We start from the raw sequence: 18,750 nt of genomic DNA on the forward strand, positions 1-18,750 counted from the left end.
GCAATGGCAGTGGATCATCGTTCCAAAGGGCAGCTGCTGGAAGCTGTCATCGCCGCCGGCCCCGCCACCCTGGCCATCACGGCCGGCTATCCCGTGCTGCTGTACAACCTGGTGCGCACCTGGGCCGAGGCGCCCGGCGCCAACGCGCTGGCCGCGCTGCTGCTGACGGGCGGGCTGTGGGCCTTGCTGGAATTCTGGCGCATCGCGCTGGCCACGGTGGCGCGCAAGGCATATGCATTCAACTGGCGCTTCTGGCTGGCCATCGCCGCTTTCCTCGCCTGCTTCGCGCGTTTCGTGCCGGACATGCCTGCCGGACTGATGCTGGTCTTGCTGGTACTGCCGGCGCTGGCGTGGACACATTTCATCCTGCTGCAGCTGAAACGTCCGCGTGATGCCTGAGGCGTGATGCCGGCGTTTTACGCAAGCAATTGCCGGCCGGGGCAAGATCGTCATGCCGCCGCGCCTGGCAATCGATATAATCATTTCCCACACGCATTGCAAACAGCATGCCTGGCGTAACTCCATTTATTTTGAAAGAATGTCGATGAAAGCTCTCTTTTTGCTGGTGTTCGTATCGGGCGCCGCCCTGGCCGACGATGCCGCCATGCTGCAATGCCGTTCCCTGGCCGATGTGCCCAGCCGCGTGAAATGCTATGACGCCATTCCGCTGGGTGCGGCGGCGCCTGCCATGCCGGCCGCCGTGGCAGCGGCTGCCGTGCCCACCGCGCAGCAGCGCGAGCAAAGCTTTGGCATGGAAACGATCAAGGCGCCCAAGGCGGCCGTGCCGGAAGAAAGCACCTCGATCAGCAGCACCATCGCCGGCAAGTTCGATGGCTGGAGCGGCAATGAAATGATTAAATTGGGGAATGGCCAGGTATGGCGCGTCATCGATGGCAGTTCCGCCGTGCTGGCGCCACTGAACAACCCGAAGGTGACGGTCGAACGCAACTTCATCGGCACCTTCTTCCTGAAGATCGAAGGCACGAATAATTCGCCCAAAGTACGCCGCGTGCAATAAATTCCTGCAGCACAGGGCGCGCGGCCATCAGTGCTGCGCGTCCATGTTGCGCAGCAGCTCGCCGATCCAGTCGGCGAAGGAGCGCACGGCCGGCGACAGGTGCCGGTTTTGCGGATACAGCACGGACAGCGGCACCACCGGACCCCGGTACTGCTGCAGCACGGCCACCAGGTGCCCGGCGCGCACATGCGGCGCCGCCAGGAAACTGGCGATGCGTATCAGCCCCAATCCTTCCAGCCCGCAAGTGATATAGGCATCGGTATCGTTGACGGCCAGGCTGCCGCGCAAGGTGAGCGCGCGTTCCTCGCCGTCGACGATGAAATGCCAGGCCAGCGGCCGCCCCGTCAGTCCTGAATGAAACTCCACCGCCTGGTGCTGCGCCAGCTCGTCCAGCGAGCGGGGCGTGCCATGCCGTTCCAGGTAGGCGGGCGAGGCGCACGTCACCCATTCGAAGCCGCCGATACGGCGCGCCACCAGCAAGGGGGACAATTCCGGCACGCCAGCACGCACCACGCAATCGACGCCTGCCTGTATCAGATCGACGGGCCGGTCGCCCAGGGTCAGCACGAGATCGATGTCCGGATAGCGGTCCTGGAAGGTCCGCATGGCGGGCAAGACCACCTGCCGCGCGAAGGACGAGGTCATGTCGACGCGCAAGGTGCCGCGCGGCTTGGCCGTGCCGTTCGACAAGGCATTGTCAACCCGCGCGAGCTCGCTCAGGATGCGCTGGCAGTGCTCGTAATACACGCCGCCGTCCAGGGTCAGGCTCAGCGTTCGCGTCGTGCGCTGCAGCAGCCGCACGCCCAGCATGGCTTCCAGGTCCTGTATCGAGCGGCTGACGGTCGAGCGCGGTATCGACAGATTCCTGGCCGCTCCGGCAAAGCTGCGCGCCTCCACCACGCGGGAAAAAATCTGCATGCCCCGTATCCTGTCCACCGCCGCTCCCGTGTCTGGTATTGAGGGACGATTATCCCATTTTTTGCAATTCTCAAGGCCAGCCATGCCCGCTTATGCGCAAGCCGCCACCTGCCTATACTGCCCTGCATCCCCGGCATGCCCGTGCGCACCAGTTGGCCGTGCCGAAAAATGGATCAATCTCACCACTGAACAGAAGGAAGCAAACATGTCCCCTCATTCTAATGAATTGCCTCGCGGCGCCACCCTGGTACTCGGTGCCGGTGAACTCGGCATGGCGGTGCTGCGCCATCTGGCGCCGCGCTGCCAGGCGCTGGCCAGGCCGCTTGCCGTGCTGGTGTCGCCCCGCTCGCTGCAGGCGCCGGACCCCGCGCAGGCACGCACGCAGGCACAATTGCGGGCCATGGGCGTGCGCGTGCTGCCCTTTGATTTGCTGGAGGGCTCCGGTGCCGAGCTGACCGCGCTGCTGCGTACATTCGACACGGTGGTCAATTGCACGGGATTCGTGGCGGGGCCGGGTACCCAGAGCGGCATCACCGGCGCCGTGCTGGCCGCTGGCGTGCGCCGGTATTTTCCCTGGCAGTTCGGCGTCGATTACGACGTCGTCGGCATGGGCAGCGGCCAGCCCGTGTTCGACGAGCAATATGCCGTGCGCCAGCAGCTGCGGGCGCAGTCCGCCACCGAGTGGGTGATCGTCTCGACGGGGATGTTTACCAGTTTCCTGTTCGAGCCGGCCTTCGGCCTGGTCGCATTCGGCAAGGACGGGGACGTGGTGCGCGGCCTGGGCAGCTGGGAAACGCGGCTGACGGTGACCACGCCCGACGACATCGGCCGCCTCACCACCGCCATCCTGCTGGAAACGCCTGCCATCCGCAACCAGGTGGTGTACGTGGCCAGCGATACGGTTTCGTATGGCCAGCTGGCCGCAATCGTCGAGGACGTCACGGGGCGGCCGTTCCGCCGCGAGCTGCTGACGCCGCAGCGGCTGGCCGCCGACCTGGCCAGCCATCCCGGCGATGGCATGGCGCGCTACCGCGTCGCCTTCGCGCGCGGCGAGGGCATGTGGTGGGACAAGGAAAGCACCTACAACGCGCGGCGCGGCATCCCGACGGTGGACGTGCGCAGCTGGCTGCAGGCGCACGGCGGTGTCTGGCAATCCGGCGAAGCGCCCGCATGCGCATGAGCCGCATGAGCCGCGTGGGCGGCAAGGCCGGCCGTTTCAGTCCTGCGCCTCTGCCACCTCCAGCCAGGCGATGCGGCCGTTGCCCGCTTCCTCCAGGTGGGCCAGCAGGGCGCCGGCCGCCGTTTCCGGCAGGCTGAAGTCGAACAGCACGGCGTCGCCGTGCGCCACGTTCAGCAGGGTGGCGCCGGCTCCGTCCAGCTCGCGGCGCAGCATGCCTTCCATCGCATACGGCACCGTGCAGCGCAGGGTTCGCTGGCGCACGATGGCCGTCTTTTCCGCCTGCAGCAGCGCCTGCGCCACGCTGTCCGTGTAGGCGCGCACGAGGCCGCCCGCGCCCAGCTTGATGCCGCCAAAATAGCGCACGACGGTGGCCAGCACGCCTTCGAGGTCCTGGTGGCGCAGCACGTCGAGCATGGGCCGCCCCGCCGTGCCGCTCGGCTCGCCATCATCGACGGCGGCCGACTGCCCGCCCGCCAGCAGCGCCCAGCACACATGGCAGGCGCCCGGATGCTGCGCCTTCAAGTCATTGACCACCTGCTGCGCGCTGGCGCGGTCCGTCATCGGCTGCACGCAGCCGATGAAACGGCTTTTCTTGATGATCAGTTCGCTGTGGACGGGGGCGGCAATGGTAAACGGCATGGCGGGAACGAAAGCGGGCAAAGCAGCATGATAGAGGAAATGCGCGCCGGCGACGAGCCAGTGCCGCCTACGCGGCCGATGGCGATACCAGTTCGCGCAGCGCGGCATCGCGCACTTGCACAATGTCGAACAATCCCAGCGCGCGCAGGGCGGGCAAGGCGTCGAGAATGTCGCGCTCGGCACTGTTTCGCTCGGCGCTGCTGGCGGCTTCGTCCAGCCATACCCGGGCATTCGCAAGGAAGGCGCCCACCGTGCCCTTGCGCACGGTGACGCCATTAAACTGCCCCTGGTTTTGTTGATCTGGTAATACGTCTTCTGCGCGCATGGTGAACTCCTGAACGATGGAAAGACTCCACTGTATGATGGCGGGATTGTCTTGCCTACGTTGTTTATGACTATCGATACGTCAAATCCGCCAATCTTGCCGCCGACGCTGCTCACGCCGCTGCGCGCCATGCTCACGCCGCTGCGCGCCATGCGCATGGCCCAGCCGCAGGAACGGGTGACGCCGCCGCACAGCCATGCCAGCGGGCAGTTGTTCGGCGCTGTGCGGGGCTTGCTCGCCGTTGCCGCCGACAGCGGGCAGTGGGTGGTACCGGCCAGCCATTGCGTGTGGATGCCGCCCCATCACGTCCATGCGCTGCGTTCCCATGGCCCGTTTGCTGGCTGGAGCGTGTATGTGGACGAGGCCAGTTGCGACAGCTTGCCCGCCGCGCCGTGCGTGATGCGCGTCTCGGGCCTGCTGCGCGAGGCGGTGGGCCGCGCCAGCGCCTGGGACGACGGTGCGCCGGACGCGCGCCAGGCCCGGGTGGCAGGCGTGATCCTCGACGAGATCTCCGCCGCGCCGCACGAGCCCTTCGGTTTGTCGCTCCCCACGGACCCGCGCCTGCTGCGCGTAGCGCGCGCCGTGCTCGATGACTTGGCCGACGAGCGCGGCGTGGAAGCGCTGGCCGCCTGGGCCGGCGTGTCGCCGCGCACGCTGGTGCGCCGTTTCGCGCTGGAGACGGGTTTTACCCCATCCGTCTGGCGCCAGCGCGCCCGCACCCTGCGCGCCCTGGAACTATTGGCCGCCGGCCAGCCCGTCACGACGATTGCGTTGGACCTGGGCTACGGCAACGTCAGCGCCTTCATCGCCATGTTCCGGCGCGTGATGGGTGTGACGCCGGGCAGGTATGCGGCCATGGCCGGGTGAAGGGCGGCGCGCCTCGCTGGCAGCGCCCGCCGGCCTGTTGAAGACTGCAAGCATGCAATCGGCGTAAAATTGCTCAATTCATTCTTTGGTTTCCATGATATATGCACAACGACGACCGCTTCGATGGCATCAACGATTTCGTCATGACCGTGAAACTGGGCAGCTTTGCCGCGGCGGCCGCCGCGCAGGGCGTGTCGGCGTCGGGCGTGGGCAAGAGCGTGTCGCGGCTGGAAGCGCGCCTGGGCACCAAGCTGCTGCACCGTACCACGCGCCGGCTGACCCTCACGCCGGAAGGGCGCACCTACTACGACATGTGCGTGCAGATGCTCGACGACCTGGAGGCAACGGAACATGGCCTGATCATGGGCCAGCAAGTGCCGACGGGGCGCCTGCGCGTGGACGTGCCGGCCGCGTTCGGCCGCCGCCACATCCTGCCCACCCTGCTGGAGCTGGCGGCCCGCCACGCGGGCATCGAGCTGGCCGTGACCTTCACGGACCGCACCGTGAACCTGGTCGAGGAGGGCATCGACCTGGCCGTGCGCATCGGCGCGCTGAACAACGACGCCGACCTGGTGGCGCGCCAGCTGGGCACGCAGCGGCTGCTGATCTGCGCCGCGCCGTCCTACCTGGCGCGCCACGGCACGCCGCAAGTGCGCGACGAACTGACGCAGCACGACTGCATCGTGGGCTGGCGCCGGCAGGGAGCCGCGGTCTGGCTGCTGCGCGAGGCGGACGGCAGCTCCACCGAGCAGGCCATCCGCGTGCGCCATGCCCTGCGCGATGGCGAGGCGATGCTGGCGGCCACCGTGGCGGGCGCGGGCCTGTGCCAGCTGCCCACCTGGCTGATCGATGCGCACCTGGCGTCAGGCCAGCTGGTGCCCGTGCTGCAGCAGCATGCGGGCGGCGAAATGCCCATCCATGCCGTGTGGCCGGCCACGCGCTATGTCAAGCCGCGCCTGCGCGCCGCCATCGATGCGCTGGTGGCGCTGGCGGGCGCGCCCAATCCCGTGTTTCACCCGGCCCGGTGAGCGGCCTCGATCAGCATCAATCGGCATTAAACAGCGGCAGCACATGCTCGGCCATCTCCGCGATGACCTCTTCGGCCGGGCGCTGCGACGGCTTCATGTTCAGCGCCACGTGGCTCACGCCCAGTTCGCGCTGCGCCTGCCAGCGTTCGATCAGCGCCTTGCGGCCGATGCGCACCACATTGTAGAAGCGCCGCGGCGGCGCGTCCGGGTCCTTGTCCAGGTCGAAGAAGGTGGCGTAGCCATAGGGCGGCGGCGTCCTGTCGCCCGCATGCTGGCGCAGGCTGGCCAGGATGTCGCCGATCGCCTGGGCATCGTCGACGGACCATATCCACGCGTCGACATGGCGCGCCAGCCAGTCGATGGGCTGGCGCGAGCGGCCCACCGCCAGCATGGGCAGGTGGTGGCGCACCGGCTTGGGCACCAGGTCCAGACTGCCATCCAGGTTGCCGTAATGCCGCGTCGTGGCGGCCGGGAAGGCTTGGCCGCCCAGCTGGCGCAGCAGCGCGAAGGCTTCGCGGTAGCGCTCGTCGCGGTTGTCGAAATCGGCGCCAAAGGCCGGGTATTCGGCGGGCCGGTCGCCCGTCGACAGGCCGAGTAGGAAGCGCCCGCCGCTCAATTGATCCACCGAGGCCGCCTGCTTGGCGACGATGACGGGGTCGCGCACGGGCAGCACGATGCCGGCCGTGCCGATGCTGATGCGCCTGGTGACGGAGGCCAGGAAGCCCGCGTACACGAAGGGATCGAACACCTGCCCGGCGTCGCCGAATGCCGGATCGAGGAAGGGCACGTCGCGCAGCCAGATGCTGGCAAAGCCGGCGTCGTCGACCAGCCTGGCCATGCGCTCGTGTTCCCGCATGGTGGGCAGCGGTGAGCCGGGGTAGGCTTCCAGCGGCGCGATCAGGCCGAAGGTCAGCTTGCCGGGGCTGAACACGCGCCGGAACGGGGCGTGCTGCGCCAGGCTGGCCGGCGCGGGCGGCGGGGTGTCGTGGTGCTGTCGCAAATCCATGATGTCGTTCCTTTCCTTATTCGGCTGCCGTCGCCGGCAGTTCCAGCTTGTCGCCGGGCTGGCCGCCGCCGCCATTGCGCGCCGGCCAGACGATGTCGAGCTGCGAGCGGCTGATGTGCCAGCGGCCGTCGATGCGCCGGTATTCGTCCGCATATGCGCCCAGCAGTATCCACGGGTCGCGCTGCTCCGGCTGGCGCGTGTGCAGGTCGATCAGGTAGCAGCGCCCCTGCGCCGTGTCCGCGTCGAGCAGTTCCACCCAGTGGTTCGTCACGGCGTGCAGGAAGGGGTAGCTGCCATGGCGCTCGGTGTCGTAGTCGTCGAAGGCCTGCTGCAGGCCGGCGCGGATGGCGTCCCGTCCGCGCCATTCGCCCAGTCCCGCGTTGCAGACGGCGTCCGGCGCGAACAGTTCGGCCAGTTCGCCGATGCGGTTGCTGTCCAATAAATGGCTGTAGCGGATGCGCAGGTTTTTGATGGCTTCCAGGTCCAGCAGTGTTTGCATGTTCATCGTGTGTCCTTTCAAAGAGTGGGGCCAAAAGCGGGCCGGTTACTGCGGCGCCGCCGCAAAGGCGGGGTAGTCCGTATAGCCGTTCGCGCCGTGCGGGCCGTAGAAGGTGGCGCGCTCGGCCTGCGCCAGCGGCCAGCCGTGGCGCAGGCGCTCGACCAGGTCCGGGTTGGCGATGAACGGGCGGCCGAAGGCGGCCAGGTCGATGCGGCCCTCCTGCAATGCCGCTTCCGCGCTGTCCCCGTCGAAGCCGCCCGCCGAGATCAGGGTGCCGCGGTAGGCGCGGCGGAACTCGGCCGCGAAGCCGGCGGGTATCGGCGTCTGCCCCAGGGTCAGCTGGTCGCTCGTGTGCACGTAGGCGAGGCCGCGTGCATTGAGCGCTTCGGCCAGGGCCAGCCAGGTGGCCGCTTCGTCGTCGAAGGGCTGCATGTCGTACAGGCGGCCGAACGGCGAGATGCGCACGCCGACGCGCTGCGCGCCCACTTCCGCGCTCAGGGCGTCGATGGTGTCGAGGATCAGCCGCAGACGGTTGGCGATCGTGCCGCCGTACGCGTCGTCGCGCGTGTTGAGGGCGCCGTTGATGAATTGCTCGAACAGATAGCCGTTGGCGCCGTGCAACTCGATGCCGTCGAAGCCGGCCGCCATGGCGCGCCGCGCGGCCAGCACGAAGTCCTGAATGACGCGGGGGATTTCCGCGGCGTCCAGGGCGCGCGGCGCGCTGGCGGGCACTTGCCCGGCCACGCCCGGCGACACCCAGGCAAAGGCGGGCGAATTGTCCGCGCGGCGGGCCACGGACGACACGGGCGCCGCGCCATCGGCTTGCAGCGAGGTGTGCGACAGGCGCCCCACATGCCACAGCTGGGCAAAGATGCGCCCGCCCCGCGCATGCACGGCGTCGCACACCTGGCGCCAGCCGGCTTCCTGCGCATCCGTGTACAGGCCGGGCACGAACAGGAAGCCCGTGCCTTCGCGGCTGACGGGGATGCCTTCGCTGATGATCAGCCCGGCCGATGCGCGCTGGGCGTAGTACAGCGCCGTCTGCGCGTCCGGCACGCCATCGGTGGCGCGCGAGCGCGTCATGGGCGCCATGACGATGCGGTTGGGCAGGGCCAGTCCTGCCAGGTCATACGGAGTGTAGAGCTTTTTCATAGCCAGTCCTTTCGGTCAAATACGGTGCGTGATGCGTGATGCGGGCGCAGGCATTGCCTGTGCCGCCATGCCGTCTATTGTATTTATGAACGGAAAAAAGATAATCTGGGTTTGATTCCGCAGACTCGATCCTGTGGGGATTGAATTGGGATAGTGTAGGAAGGGAAGGGGGCTGAAAAACAAAAAAGCCCACGAACGTAAATTCGTGGGCTTTCCTGAAGTATTTGGTAGGCCGTGCGGGATTCGAACCTGCGACCAACGGATTAAAAGTCCGCTGCTCTACCAGCTGAGCTAACGACCCAAAAACTTTGACTGCTGAACTGCGGTAACACTGCGTGGAAGGCGCTTGCCATGGCGGCATGCGGACAGACCACAAATTCTTGGTAGGCCGTGCGGGATTCGAACCTGCGACCAACGGATTAAAAGTCCGCTGCTCTACCAGCTGAGCTAACGACCCAAGGGCGGCTATTATGACGGCCAACGGGGATTTTGGGAAGGGCTGAACGGGGCATGGGCGGAAAAAAGCCTTGCATCGCTGTCAGGCTCGGACTAATATAGGTAGATAGCCTACCTATTTGGATCATGCCATGCCCCCTGACGAAGACCTTCCCATCCCTGAACGCGCCTTGGCGCTGTCCGATGAATTGCGCGCGGCGTTCAAGCGCCTGCTGCGCTCCATGCAGCGTGAAGGGGGCGAGCTGGACGCCCATGTATCGATGATGCAGTACATGCTGCTGGCCCTGATCCACGAGCAGCCCGGCATCGGCGTGGCCGCGCTGGCGCGCCTGCAGAACGTGCGCGGGCCCACCGTCAGCGCCCAGGTCAAGGCACTCGAAGAAGCGGGACTGGTCGAGCGCAGCGCGCCCGATCCGCAAGACCTCCGGCGCTCGGGCCTGCACGTCTCCGCGCATGGCCTGACGATTCTGGAATCCCTGCGCGCGCGCCGCCGCGATGCGCTGGCGCGCCGCATCGCCCGCCTCTCGCCGCAGCAGATGGACGCGCTGGCCGCCGCCATGCAGCCGCTGCTCGAGATTGGACAAGCATGAGCACCCAGGACAAGCCCGTGGCCGCGGAAGCGCCCCTGACGGAACGCGAAGTGCGCGCCACCTATCTGGGCCTGATGGCCGTGCTGGGCCTGGGCGCGCTGGACCAGAGCATCGTCGCCACGGCCTTGCCGCGCATCGTCGACGACCTGGGCGGCATGGCGCACCTGTCGTGGGTGGTCACGGCCTATGTGCTGGCCTCGACGGCCACCATGCCTCTGTATGGCAAGCTGGCCGACCAGTATGGCCGGCGTCCCATGATCTTCACGGCCTTGCTGACCTTTTTGCTCGGTTCCGTGCTGTGCGGGCTGGCGCAGAACATGACGGAACTGATCATTTTCCGCGCCATTCAGGGCCTGGGCGCGGGCGGCTTCATGCCGCTGGCGCAAATCATCATCGGCGACATCGTGCCTCCCGCCGAGCGGGGCAAGCGGCAGGGCATGGTGCCCATCGTGTTTGCCGTCACCAGCGTGCTGGGGCCGGTCTTGGGCGGCGTCATCACGGATGCCCTGTCGTGGCACTGGATCTTTTATGTGAACCTGCCCGTGGGCGCCGTTGCCTTTGTCATCATCGCGCGCGCCATGCGCAAGCCCGTGCGCGCGCATGCGCACCGGATCGACTATTTGGGGTCGGCCTTGCTGACGGGCGCCATCACGGCGGCGCTGCTGATGCTGGCGCTGGGCGGCACGGAGTGGCCGTGGGATTCACTGGCCATCAAGGTGTGCGGCGGCCTCGCCGTGCTGCTGGGTATCTGGCTGGCCTTCCACGTGGGACGGGTGGATGAACCCGTGCTGCCGCCCGACCTGTTCGGCAACCGCACCTTCAATATCGCCAGCCTGGTGATGGCCGTGACCTTCATGGGCCTGATGGGCGCCAGCGTGTTCTTTCCCCTGTTCTTCCAGCTGGTGATGGGCACCAGCCCCGCGGAATCGGGCGTGATGACGGTGGCCATGATGGTGGGGCTGGTGGCGTCGTCGATGTTCAACGGGCGCGTGCTGTCGCGCTCGGGCAAGTACAAGATGGTGCAGGTGATGGGGCTGGGCGTGGCGGTCGTGGCGTTTGCCGTGCTGGCCTGGGCCATGGAAACGTCGCGCGGCTACTGGATCATCGAGCCGGCCATCTTCTTCCTTGGCACGGGGCTGGGCCTGGTGATGCCGAACATGACGATCGCCGTGCAAAATGCCCTGCCGCTGGCGCGGCGCGGCGTGGGCACGGCCATGCTGGCCTTCTTCCGTTCGCTGGGCGGCTTGCTGGGCGTGACGGCGTCCGGCGCCATCCTTGCGCACCAGCTGCACCAGCATGGCGTGGAAGCCGTCTCGGCGCTGGGCGCCCACGCGGCGCAGGCGCAGACGGTGGAAGTCTACCGCCACGCCATTGCCAGCGTGTTTGGCGCCGGTGCCGTGCTGCTGCTGGTGGGGCTGGTCTTCCTGCTGTTCCTGCCGGAACTGCCCCTGGAGGGGCATCCGGCAACGCGGAAGGGCAGGGAAGATCAGTAGCGTTCCAGCCAGTGCGCGTATGGCGCCGGCATCACCCACGAGGCGCGCTCCACGCCGAGTTCCTTGGCGGCAAAGTAGGCCCAGTGCGGATTGGCCAGGTGGGCCTTGCCGACCATCACCACGTCTAGCTGTTCATCCTTGACAACGCGCTCGGCGATGGCCGGCGTGCCGAAGCCCCAGGCGGACGAGACGGGCACGCCTGCTTCGCGCCGCACGCGCTCGGCGATGGGGCCCATGAAGGCGGGACCCCAAGGAATCGAGACGTCGGGTATCGTGAAGCCCATGCTGACGCTGATCATGTCCATGCCGGCATCCTTGAACTGGCGCACCAGGCCGATCGATTCGAGCAGGGTCTGCTCGTCGCGGCCGTCGAATTCCAGCACGCCGAAGCGGATCGTCAGCGGCAGGTGCTCGGGCCACACGGCGCGCACGGCTTGCAATGTTTCCAGCAAGAAGCGGCTGCGGTTTTCCACGCTGCCGCCATAGATGTCGTCGCGCTGGTTCGAGTGGGGCGAGAAAAAGCTTTGCGCCAGGTAGCCGTGGGCGAAATGCAGTTCCAGCCATTCGAAGCCCACTTCGCGGGCGCGCACGGCGGCGTCGACGAAGTTCTGGCGCACGCGGGCGATATCGTCAAGGTCCATGGCGCGCGGCACTTTCGGCAGGCCGCCGCCAAAGGCGATGGCGGACGGGGCGATGGTTTGCCAGCCGCGCGCGTCGCCGTCGGCAATGTGATCGTCGCCTTCCCATGGGCGGTTGGCGCTGGCCTTGCGGCCCGCGTGGGCGATCTGGATGCCGGGCACGGAACCGGCCGCCTTGATGGCCTTTACCACCGGCACGAACGCTTGCGCCAGATCATCGTTCCAGATGCCCGTGCAGCCGGGCGTGATGCGGCCTTCGGGCGCCACGGCCGTCGCTTCGACGATCACCAGGCCGGCGCCGCCGCGCGCCATGCCCGCGTAGTGCGACAGATGCCAGTCGTTGGCCACGCCGTCGACGGCCATGTACTGGCACATGGGCGGCACCGCGATGCGGTTGCGCAGGGTGATGTCTTTGAGGGTGTAGGGCTGGAAGAGGGCGGACATGGTGGCCTTTGTTGTTGGTTGACGTGAAAACGGGTGGATACGGAGATAAGTGAATATTGATTCGGTATTTCGTAAATACTCGAAGAATGGAATTAGTATAGCCGATGCGGTATGATCCTGCTCATGCGTCCACACAAACATCCCTCCGCCAGCGAATTCGTGCTCGAAAGAGTGCTGTACGCCCTCAGCGATTCCATTCGCCTCGACATCGTGCGCCACCTGGCCCGCGTGGACGCGGCCGCCTGCGGCGACCTCGATGGCGGGCGGCCCAAATCGACCGTGTCGCACCATTTCAAGGTCTTGCGCGAAGCCGGCCTGGTGTGCACGGAAAACGTGGGCACGACGCACATGAACACCTTGCGCCGCGCCGATATCGAGAGCCGCTTCCCCGGCTTGCTCGATGCCATCCTGGCCCAGCAGCCGCAGGCGCCGCTGGTTTCCGGGGCGGCCGGGCAGGGAGGCGCCTAGCCTGCCGTGCCACGCCATTTGCCAGGCTCGGCTATCATGTCGGCCTTTTGGTAAATCCCCAGCCGCGCACGCCTTGCGCGACGGGCTGGCGACAAGTACCAGGCATGGCAAGGGATGGGAATGACGGTAGCGGCAGCGGTATCACAAGCGGAACTGGCACATCGTCCGCAGTTTGGCTGGATTAATCTGTTGAAGGCGGTGGCGGCGCAATTGATCGTGCTGCATCATCTGGCGTTTTACGGCCCCATGTCCGATTACGTGCAGCCCCTGTGGCCCGCATTGCTGGACTGGCTGGGCGGCAATGCCAGGATCGCCGTGCAAGTGTTCCTCGTCATCGGCGGCTTCCTCGTCGCCAAGTCCCTGTCGCCTGCCGGACGCCCCGGCATCGCCTCTCCCGCGCAAGCCATCTGGCGCCGCTATGCCAAGCTGGCGCCGCCATTCCTGGCCGCCACCGTGCTGGCCGCCGTGATCACCCCCGTGGCCGGCATCTGGATGCTGCACGATTCCATGTCGGCCGCCGTCACCCTGGGTCAGTTGAGCGCCCACGCCCTGCTGCTGCATGGCGTGCTGGGCTACGAGTCGCTGTCGGCCGGTGCCTGGTACGTGGCCATCGATTTCCAGCTGTATCTGCTGACCGTGCTGCTGCTGTGGCTGGGCGGCCTGCTGGAGGGCCAGCGGGCGCTGCCCTGGCTGATGCCGCTGGCCGTCACCGTGGGCGTCACTTTTTCGCTGCTGTATTTCAACCTCGATGCGGACTGGGACAACTGGGCGCCGTATTTCTTTGGCAGCTATGGCCTCGGCATGCTGGCCTGGTGGGCCAGCGACCCGGCCCGCAAGCCTGGCGCCATGAGCGTGCTCATGTGCATGATGGCGGTACCCGTCCTGCTGGGTCTGGCCATCGACTACCGCAGCCGCATCGCCCTGGCGCTGGTCGTTGCCTGCGCCCTGTTCCTGTTCGGCCGCGCCCGCACGCCTGCGCAGGGCCGCGCCTGGACCGTCATCAACGCCCTGGGCCGCATCTCCTACGCCGTCTTCCTCGTGCATTTCCCCGTCAGCCTGCTGGTCAATGCCTGGTTTACCGCCTATGTCCCCCTGGCGCCGGAATGGCAGGCGCTGGGCATGCTGACGGCGTGGAGCGCCAGCCTGCTGGCCGGAGCCGCGTTTTACCGCTGGGTGGAAGTGCCGCTGGGGCGGGTGGTGCTGGCGCTGGCAGGCAAAGCGTCGCAGCAAAGGATGGCTGCCTAGCCTGCGCAGCAAGCCCGGCCTGATATTTTCCCCAAGATTAACTATTCTTGCCTTACAATTCATTGGCAGGATGGCATGATATTGATGGTGTCATTCGCGCTTCCATCTACGTTCAATCATCCAATATGACAAAATTATTCATGGGCGTGGGGCTGGCCGTGGCATTGTCCGGCTGTGCCAATTACCAGTCGGCCACCCCCGCCGACTACACGGGGCCGACAGCTACCATCAAGGATTCCGTCAATACCCTCAGCAGCAGCAAGGCTGACTTTTATTATGTGGAGCAGGTCGATGGCGCCAATATCCGCAACAGCCGCATGAATACCCTGAGTGCCAACCAGGGGCGCGGCATGCAGATGGCGGCCGCCATGGTGGACCGCCAGGTGCCGGCCCGTCCGATCAAGCTCAGCGTGACGGGGCGGACGGAATATGCTGCGCCCATCCTTGCGCTGACGGGCACGGTATATCAGGTCAAGGGTGTCGTGGAATTCACTCCTGAAGCCAACAAGAGCTATACGGTACGGGGTGTGCTGGGGGATGACGCTTCCGTATGGGTGGAAGAGGACGAGAGCAAGGCCGTGGTGGGTGCCAAGGTGGAAAAGCATGGCGCCAAACTGGGTGTATTCGAGAAGTAGGCCCCGGGCCGATGGCGGGCGCGCCCCGCCAGCCTGTGCGGGCAGGGCACAAAACAAAAAAGCCAACCGCGAACGGTTGGCTTCTTCATAGTATTTGGTAGGCCGTGCGGGATTCGAACCTGCGACCAACGGATTAAAAGTCCGCTGCTCTACCAGCTGAGCTAACGACCCAAAAACTTTTTACAACAACTTCGGTAACACTATGCCGTAAAAAAATGCTTGCTATAACAACTCGCAAGCAGATCAGTACTGCGTATTCGTGGTAGGCCGTGCGGGATTCGAACCTGCGACCAACGGATTAAAAGTCCGCTGCTCTACCAGCTGAGCTAACGACCCGAAGAAGAAAGATTATAGGGGGTGCCCGGGATTCTGTCAAACCTAACGGGCAACTTTTTCCCCGCTTTTACTTTTTGCCGGCCCGTTCCTTGGCCGTCTGCGCGGCGCTGGAGTCCGGATAGCGCGAAATCAGCGCGTTCAGGGTCTTGGTGGTGTTGGCCTTGTCCTTCATCTCCGTATAGCAGCTGGCGATGTTGAGCATGGCATCGGCTGCTTTCGGGCTGTCCGGGTAGTTCTTCACGACGGCTTGCTGGGCGCTGATGGCGCTCTTGCAGTCGCGCTGGGCGTAATACGCGTTGCCCAGCCAGTATTGCGCGTTGGCCGCGTAGGCCGAGTCGGGGTAGCGCTTGACGAAGGCGTCCAGCGCCGTGGCGGCGCCCTTGTAGTCGCCCGACTTGAACAGGGCCAGCGCCGCCTCGTATGAACTTTGCTCGGACACGCCGACGGCCGCTTCCTGGCCGTCGATGGTGACCTGGCGCGGTTCGAGCTTGCGCAGGCGCGCGTCGAGGTCGGTGTAGAAATCTTTCTGGCGCTTTTGCGCATTTGCCAGGTCATTGCCCAGCACTTCGATCTGGCCCCGCAGGCGGGCGATCTCCTGCATGGTCTGGTCATGCTGGTTGAGCATGGCGAGGGTGCTCGTCTTGTCCGCCTTGGTGTCGATGCGGCTGTTCATGTCGCGTGCCAGTGCGTCGACTTTCGAGCGCAGCTCCAGGATGGCCTTGCGTGCTTCGTCGTCGTCGAACAGGGCTGCGTTGGCGTGCAGGGGCAGGGCGGCAAAGGCGGCCAGCAGGGCGGCGGCGACGCCGGCTTTCGAGAATGTCATCATGGGTCGGGCTTTCAAAAGTTACGCATACATGCAAACGGGGCGCCGGGCGGTAATCCGCGCAGCGCCCCATTATTATGCCTATGACTGGCCAGTTAGGTAAGCGCCTATCTTGCTGCGCCTACCGCTGTACATCAATAAACGATGTCAGCGCGGCGGTTTTCTGCCCATGCTGCTTCGTTGTTGCCTTGAGCCTTAGGCTTTTCTTTGCCGAAGGACACAGCTTCCATCTGGTTGTCGGACACACCCAAGGCGGCCATCGACTTACGCACTGCTTCAGCACGTTTTTGACCCAGGGCCAGGTTGTACTCGGCGCCGCCGCGATCATCGGTGTTGCCTTGGATGATGACTTTGCGCGCTGGGGTTTTCACCAGGTAAGCGGCGTGGTTTTGCACCACTGGCGTTTCCGATTCACGCACGACATATTTGTCGAAATCGAAGTACACGCTGCGGTTGGCCAGCACGCCTTTTGGATCGTTCAGCGGATCGACCACTTCAGCGACAACGGTGTTGACTTCGCGCGTGTCCGGTGCTGGCGGCGCGGTTTTTTCAGGAGCGCGCTCGACGACTGGGGTTTCTGCCAGTTTGACAGGGGTGCTGCAAGCCGACAACAGGGCTGCAGTAGCTGCGATGAAAGCTAAACTTTTAAAGTTACTCATTTTTATTCTCCGGGTCGTGGTTAAGGTAAAACGTACTGCATTACTTCATGAAAGGACCCCAGGTGGGCTCCTTGATATTGCCAGCTTGCGTGGTCAGACGCTGCTTGACGCGGCCATCCACCGAAACCACCGCCAACGACTTGCGTCGTCCGGATTCGGTCGCGTACATGATATATTTCCCGTTGGGCGAAAAGCTCGGTGATTCGTCGTTGGCGGTGTCCGACAGGCGCAAGTCCTGGCCACTAGCCAGGTCAAGCGCGTAGAGCTGGAAATTGCCGTCGCGACGGGAAATATAAGCGAGTGTCTTGCCGTCGGGAGAGACCCGCGGGCTGGTATTGTATGAGCCGCCAAACGTCACGCGCTTGGCTTCGCCGCCATTGACGGGCATGCGGTAGATTTGTGGTCCGCCGCTGCGATCACTGGTGAAGTAAATGCTTTGGCCATCGGCCGAGAATTGTGGTTCCGTATCGATGCCGCTGCTGGTGGTCAGGCGGCGCAAGCCACCGCCATCGGCGTTCATGATGTAGACCTGGGTATGGCCGTCGCGCGACAGGGCCACGGCCAGGCGCGTGCCGTCCGGGCTCCAGCTGGGGGCCGAGTTGCTGCCTTTTTCGTTCGACACGATGGTGCGCTGGCGCGTCACCAGGTTTTGCACGTAGACGATGGGCTTGCGTTTTTCAAACGAGACATACGCCACCTTGGTGCCGTCCGGCGACCAGGCGGGCGAAATGATCGGCTCGTGCGAGCGCAAGGCCACCTGGATGCCTTCGCCATCGGCGTCGGCCACTTCCAGGCGGTATTCGCGGCCCGATTGCGTGACGTAGGCGATGCGCGTGGAAAACGCGCCCTTGGTGCCCGTCAGCTTTTCATAGATATCGTCGGCGATCTTATGCGCCAGCAAGCGGTTGAACTGCGGGGCGGCCGCATTGTTCATGCTCGACAGCTGCGTGCCCTTGATGGTGTCGAACAGCTTGTAGCGCACGTCCAGGCGGCCATCGGCCATGGTCTGCACGCTACCGGCCGCCAGCGCGTCGGCGCCGCGCGACTTCCACTGGTCGTAGCTGACGGGCGCCGTTTCGGCGATGGCCGTGTCGGCATCGATCAGCTTGAACACGCCGCTGCGCGTCAGGTCGGCCTTGATGATGGACGACAGCGGTTGCGGCGCCGCCGATTCATTGACGAAATTGGCGATGGCGACAGGAATCTGGTTGCTGCCGATACCGGTAATCTCCACGCGCAGCTGCGCCTGGGCACCCGTCGCGCCCAGCATCAGGCCGGCGCAGAGCACGACATAGCTCATTTTTTTCATGGTCATCATTTAGGCAAATCCTTCATCTCGAATATGAGTTCAATCTCGCGTTCCACGGTGCCGTCTTTTTTCTTCGGCAGTGGCGACGATTTATTAATGGCGTTTTCCACCGCGCTGTCATACGCCGGCAGTCCGCTACTTTTTATCTTTCGGACCGAAATAATTTCCCCAGTTGGCAATTGCTCGATCTTGAACACGGCGCGCGGGTTGCCCGGCACGTCCGTGCTGCCGCTATACGCGAGGTTGCCCTTGATCTTGCTCGTCAGGGCAGCGACATAGCCGCTGTCCTTGCGTGGCGCCGTCGCTTTCGCGGCCGTGCCCGTCGTACCCGTGCCGACCGCGCCCGTGATGCGGCTCATTTCAGCGGCGCGTGCCTTGTCGGCGGCTTTTTTCTCTTCTGCCGCTTTCTTTGCCTTGGCGGCTTTTTCCGCCGCGGCTTTTTTATCCGCCAGTTCCTTCTCGGCTTTTTCTTCCGCTTTTTCCTTCTCTTTCGCCAGCTTGGCTTTTTCCAGCTTGTCAGCCTTTTCTTTTTCCAGCTTCTCGGCCTTGTCCTTCTCTTTCTGCTTCTGTTTTTCCAGTTCGCGCTTTTCTTCCTCGCGTTCCTTCTGCTCCTGCTTGCGGCGCTCTTCCGCCGCGGCCTTGTCTTTTTCTTCCTTCAGCTTGGCCTTCTTGCGTTCGAGCGCGATTTCCGCTTCGCGCAGGTCCACTTTCGGCTCGGGCGCCGCCACGGGCGGCGGTGGCGGCGGGGCGGGCTGCTCCACTTCCGGCTCCGGCGGCGGCGCCGGTGTCGGTTCCGGCTCGGTAGTCACTTCGGGCGCCGGCGCGGCCGTCTGCACCTGCATGTCCCACACTTCCGCTTCCACGGCGACCGGTTCCGTGCTTTGCCAGTGTACGCCTACCCACAGGAAAAACAGCAGGCCAAGGTGCATCGCCAGCGCCAGGCCCAGCGCGGGCCAGCGGCTGCGTTCGCGCGGCACGCTGTAGGGCTTGCCGAGTACATGGTCGATTTGTTTGGTCTGCAA

21 protein-coding genes and 4 tRNA genes are annotated in these 18,750 nt (G+C 65.1%); 10 read left to right on the forward strand and 15 right to left on the reverse strand.

Annotation, left to right across the window (positions count from 1 at the left end; all coding sequences use genetic code 11):
• The first annotated feature begins 9 nt into the window (after positions 1–9).
• Both ACZ92H_RS26575 and ACZ92H_RS26580 read left to right on the forward strand, forming a co-directional pair.
• Positions 10–399 carry a hypothetical protein gene (locus ACZ92H_RS26575; protein WP_131378922.1) on the forward strand — a complete coding sequence of 130 codons (390 nt, stop codon included), beginning with the start codon at positions 10–12 and terminating at the stop codon, positions 397–399.
• Between the two features lie 145 nt (positions 400–544).
• Positions 545–1,018, forward strand: coding sequence for a hypothetical protein (locus ACZ92H_RS26580; RefSeq protein WP_131378921.1), 474 nt, complete (start codon positions 545–547; stop codon positions 1,016–1,018).
• Positions 1,019–1,045: 27 nt separating this feature from the next.
• Here the strand turns inward: ACZ92H_RS26580 and ACZ92H_RS26585 are convergent, their stop codons facing one another.
• A complete protein-coding gene (locus tag ACZ92H_RS26585; protein WP_131378920.1) occupies positions 1,046–1,936 on the reverse strand; it encodes a LysR family transcriptional regulator in 891 nt (296 codons plus the stop codon).
• Between the two features lie 205 nt (positions 1,937–2,141).
• On the opposite strand from ACZ92H_RS26585, the gene ACZ92H_RS26590 reads away from it, so the two are divergent.
• Complete coding sequence (locus ACZ92H_RS26590; protein WP_465051625.1) at positions 2,142–3,116, forward strand: aromatic alcohol reductase; 975 nt, start codon at positions 2,142–2,144, stop codon at positions 3,114–3,116.
• A gap of 36 nt (positions 3,117–3,152) precedes the next feature.
• Here the strand turns inward: ACZ92H_RS26590 and ACZ92H_RS26595 are convergent, their stop codons facing one another.
• Both ACZ92H_RS26595 and ACZ92H_RS26600 read right to left on the reverse strand, forming a co-directional pair.
• On the reverse strand, positions 3,153–3,755 hold the full coding sequence (locus tag ACZ92H_RS26595) for an IMPACT family protein (protein ID WP_465051624.1): 603 nt from the start codon (positions 3,753–3,755) through the stop codon (positions 3,153–3,155).
• Positions 3,756–3,822: 67 nt separating this feature from the next.
• Positions 3,823–4,080 (reverse strand): hypothetical protein, encoded by a 258-nt coding sequence (locus ACZ92H_RS26600; protein ID WP_131378918.1) that lies wholly within the window; start codon positions 4,078–4,080, stop codon positions 3,823–3,825.
• A 129-nt stretch (positions 4,081–4,209) separates the two neighbouring features.
• On the opposite strand from ACZ92H_RS26600, the gene ACZ92H_RS26605 reads away from it, so the two are divergent.
• Together ACZ92H_RS26605 and ACZ92H_RS26610 are read left to right on the forward strand one after the other, a co-directional pair.
• The gene (locus ACZ92H_RS26605) at positions 4,210–4,947 is read left to right on the forward strand and encodes an AraC family transcriptional regulator (protein WP_465051679.1); all 738 of its coding nucleotides are present in this window, start codon (positions 4,210–4,212) and stop codon (positions 4,945–4,947) included.
• 101 nt (positions 4,948–5,048) lie between these two features.
• A complete protein-coding gene (locus tag ACZ92H_RS26610; protein WP_465051623.1) occupies positions 5,049–5,975 on the forward strand; it encodes a LysR family transcriptional regulator in 927 nt (308 codons plus the stop codon).
• A 16-nt stretch (positions 5,976–5,991) separates the two neighbouring features.
• Here ACZ92H_RS26610 and ACZ92H_RS26615 read toward each other — a convergent pair whose 3' ends face one another.
• From ACZ92H_RS26615 to ACZ92H_RS26635, 5 genes are all read right to left on the reverse strand, one after another.
• Positions 5,992–6,981, reverse strand: a complete 990-nt coding sequence (locus tag ACZ92H_RS26615) for an LLM class oxidoreductase (protein WP_465051621.1) — start codon at positions 6,979–6,981, stop codon at positions 5,992–5,994.
• Between the two features lie 16 nt (positions 6,982–6,997).
• Positions 6,998–7,486, reverse strand: coding sequence for a nuclear transport factor 2 family protein (locus tag ACZ92H_RS26620; protein ID WP_465051620.1), 489 nt, complete (start codon positions 7,484–7,486; stop codon positions 6,998–7,000).
• A gap of 39 nt (positions 7,487–7,525) precedes the next feature.
• Complete coding sequence (locus tag ACZ92H_RS26625) at positions 7,526–8,632, reverse strand: alkene reductase (RefSeq protein ID WP_465051619.1); 1,107 nt, start codon at positions 8,630–8,632, stop codon at positions 7,526–7,528.
• A 225-nt stretch (positions 8,633–8,857) separates the two neighbouring features.
• A tRNA-Lys gene (locus ACZ92H_RS26630) sits at positions 8,858–8,933 on the reverse strand.
• Between the two features lie 80 nt (positions 8,934–9,013).
• Positions 9,014–9,089: transfer RNA gene (locus ACZ92H_RS26635), tRNA-Lys, on the reverse strand.
• A gap of 130 nt (positions 9,090–9,219) precedes the next feature.
• On the opposite strand from ACZ92H_RS26635, the gene ACZ92H_RS26640 reads away from it, so the two are divergent.
• Both ACZ92H_RS26640 and ACZ92H_RS26645 read left to right on the forward strand, forming a co-directional pair.
• A complete protein-coding gene (locus ACZ92H_RS26640) occupies positions 9,220–9,678 on the forward strand; it encodes a MarR family winged helix-turn-helix transcriptional regulator (protein WP_465051617.1) in 459 nt (152 codons plus the stop codon).
• Entirely contained in the window at positions 9,675–11,171 is a 1,497-nt protein-coding gene (locus tag ACZ92H_RS26645) for an MDR family MFS transporter (protein WP_465051615.1), read from the forward strand. Before ACZ92H_RS26640 ends, ACZ92H_RS26645 begins: the two co-directional genes overlap by 4 nt.
• On the opposite strand, the gene ACZ92H_RS26650 is transcribed toward ACZ92H_RS26645, so the two are convergent.
• Positions 11,165–12,253, reverse strand: a complete 1,089-nt coding sequence (locus tag ACZ92H_RS26650) for an NADH:flavin oxidoreductase/NADH oxidase (protein WP_465051614.1) — start codon at positions 12,251–12,253, stop codon at positions 11,165–11,167. The two genes, ACZ92H_RS26645 and ACZ92H_RS26650, sit on opposite strands and share 7 nt — an antisense overlap.
• Positions 12,254–12,376: 123 nt before the next feature.
• Between ACZ92H_RS26650 and ACZ92H_RS26655 the strand changes: the two genes are divergently transcribed.
• The 3 genes from ACZ92H_RS26655 (at position 12,377) to ACZ92H_RS26665 (ending at position 14,601) form a co-directional block, all read left to right on the forward strand.
• Positions 12,377–12,721, forward strand: a complete 345-nt coding sequence (locus ACZ92H_RS26655) for an ArsR/SmtB family transcription factor (RefSeq protein ID WP_465051613.1) — start codon at positions 12,377–12,379, stop codon at positions 12,719–12,721.
• A gap of 120 nt (positions 12,722–12,841) precedes the next feature.
• Positions 12,842–13,966, forward strand: coding sequence for an acyltransferase family protein (locus ACZ92H_RS26660; protein ID WP_465051612.1), 1,125 nt, complete (start codon positions 12,842–12,844; stop codon positions 13,964–13,966).
• Positions 13,967–14,091: 125 nt separating this feature from the next.
• A complete protein-coding gene (locus tag ACZ92H_RS26665) occupies positions 14,092–14,601 on the forward strand; it encodes a hypothetical protein (protein WP_465051611.1) in 510 nt (169 codons plus the stop codon).
• A gap of 95 nt (positions 14,602–14,696) precedes the next feature.
• Here ACZ92H_RS26665 and ACZ92H_RS26670 read toward each other — a convergent pair.
• The 6 genes from ACZ92H_RS26670 to tolA form a co-directional block, all read right to left on the reverse strand.
• A tRNA-Lys gene (locus tag ACZ92H_RS26670) sits at positions 14,697–14,772 on the reverse strand.
• Between the two features lie 89 nt (positions 14,773–14,861).
• Positions 14,862–14,937 (reverse strand) — tRNA-Lys (locus ACZ92H_RS26675).
• Between the two features lie 67 nt (positions 14,938–15,004).
• Positions 15,005–15,763 carry a tol-pal system protein YbgF gene (ybgF, locus tag ACZ92H_RS26680; RefSeq protein ID WP_131378906.1) on the reverse strand — a complete coding sequence of 253 codons (759 nt, stop codon included), beginning with the start codon at positions 15,761–15,763 and terminating at the stop codon, positions 15,005–15,007.
• A 131-nt stretch (positions 15,764–15,894) separates the two neighbouring features.
• Positions 15,895–16,419, reverse strand: coding sequence for a peptidoglycan-associated lipoprotein Pal (gene pal / locus ACZ92H_RS26685; protein WP_131378905.1), 525 nt, complete (start codon positions 16,417–16,419; stop codon positions 15,895–15,897).
• Positions 16,420–16,459: 40 nt separating this feature from the next.
• Complete coding sequence (gene tolB / locus ACZ92H_RS26690; protein WP_465051678.1) at positions 16,460–17,728, reverse strand: Tol-Pal system beta propeller repeat protein TolB; 1,269 nt, start codon at positions 17,726–17,728, stop codon at positions 16,460–16,462.
• A 5-nt stretch (positions 17,729–17,733) separates the two neighbouring features.
• Positions 17,734–18,750, reverse strand: a complete 1,017-nt coding sequence (tolA, locus tag ACZ92H_RS26695; protein WP_131378903.1) for a cell envelope integrity protein TolA — start codon at positions 18,748–18,750, stop codon at positions 17,734–17,736.

This window comes from Janthinobacterium foliorum (assembly GCF_978021625.1).

Excerpts from the sequence above, each read along its gene's own strand:
- ACZ92H_RS26580 (WP_131378921.1), top strand. The coding sequence starts at position 545 with ATGAAAGCTCTCTTTTTGCTGGTGTTCGTATCGGGCGCCGCCCTGGCC.
- ACZ92H_RS26585 (WP_131378920.1), bottom strand. The coding sequence starts at position 1,936 with ATGCAGATTTTTTCCCGCGTGGTGGAGGCGCGCAGCTTTGCCGGAGCG.
- ACZ92H_RS26590 (WP_465051625.1), top strand. The coding sequence starts at position 2,142 with ATGTCCCCTCATTCTAATGAATTGCCTCGCGGCGCCACCCTGGTACTC.
- ACZ92H_RS26595 (WP_465051624.1), bottom strand. The coding sequence starts at position 3,755 with ATGCCGTTTACCATTGCCGCCCCCGTCCACAGCGAACTGATCATCAAG.
- ACZ92H_RS26600 (WP_131378918.1), bottom strand. The coding sequence starts at position 4,080 with ATGCGCGCAGAAGACGTATTACCAGATCAACAAAACCAGGGGCAGTTT.
- ACZ92H_RS26605 (WP_465051679.1), top strand. The coding sequence starts at position 4,210 with ATGCTCACGCCGCTGCGCGCCATGCGCATGGCCCAGCCGCAGGAACGG.
- ACZ92H_RS26610 (WP_465051623.1), top strand. The coding sequence starts at position 5,049 with ATGCACAACGACGACCGCTTCGATGGCATCAACGATTTCGTCATGACC.
- ACZ92H_RS26615 (WP_465051621.1), bottom strand. The coding sequence starts at position 6,981 with ATGGATTTGCGACAGCACCACGACACCCCGCCGCCCGCGCCGGCCAGC.
- ACZ92H_RS26620 (WP_465051620.1), bottom strand. The coding sequence starts at position 7,486 with ATGAACATGCAAACACTGCTGGACCTGGAAGCCATCAAAAACCTGCGC.
- ACZ92H_RS26625 (WP_465051619.1), bottom strand. The coding sequence starts at position 8,632 with ATGAAAAAGCTCTACACTCCGTATGACCTGGCAGGACTGGCCCTGCCC.
- ACZ92H_RS26640 (WP_465051617.1), top strand. The coding sequence starts at position 9,220 with ATGCCCCCTGACGAAGACCTTCCCATCCCTGAACGCGCCTTGGCGCTG.
- ACZ92H_RS26645 (WP_465051615.1), top strand. The coding sequence starts at position 9,675 with ATGAGCACCCAGGACAAGCCCGTGGCCGCGGAAGCGCCCCTGACGGAA.
- ACZ92H_RS26650 (WP_465051614.1), bottom strand. The coding sequence starts at position 12,253 with ATGTCCGCCCTCTTCCAGCCCTACACCCTCAAAGACATCACCCTGCGC.
- ACZ92H_RS26655 (WP_465051613.1), top strand. The coding sequence starts at position 12,377 with ATGCGTCCACACAAACATCCCTCCGCCAGCGAATTCGTGCTCGAAAGA.
- ACZ92H_RS26660 (WP_465051612.1), top strand. The coding sequence starts at position 12,842 with ATGACGGTAGCGGCAGCGGTATCACAAGCGGAACTGGCACATCGTCCG.
- ACZ92H_RS26665 (WP_465051611.1), top strand. The coding sequence starts at position 14,092 with ATGACAAAATTATTCATGGGCGTGGGGCTGGCCGTGGCATTGTCCGGC.
- ybgF (WP_131378906.1), bottom strand. The coding sequence starts at position 15,763 with ATGATGACATTCTCGAAAGCCGGCGTCGCCGCCGCCCTGCTGGCCGCC.
- pal (WP_131378905.1), bottom strand. The coding sequence starts at position 16,419 with ATGAGTAACTTTAAAAGTTTAGCTTTCATCGCAGCTACTGCAGCCCTG.
- tolB (WP_465051678.1), bottom strand. The coding sequence starts at position 17,728 with ATGAAAAAAATGAGCTATGTCGTGCTCTGCGCCGGCCTGATGCTGGGC.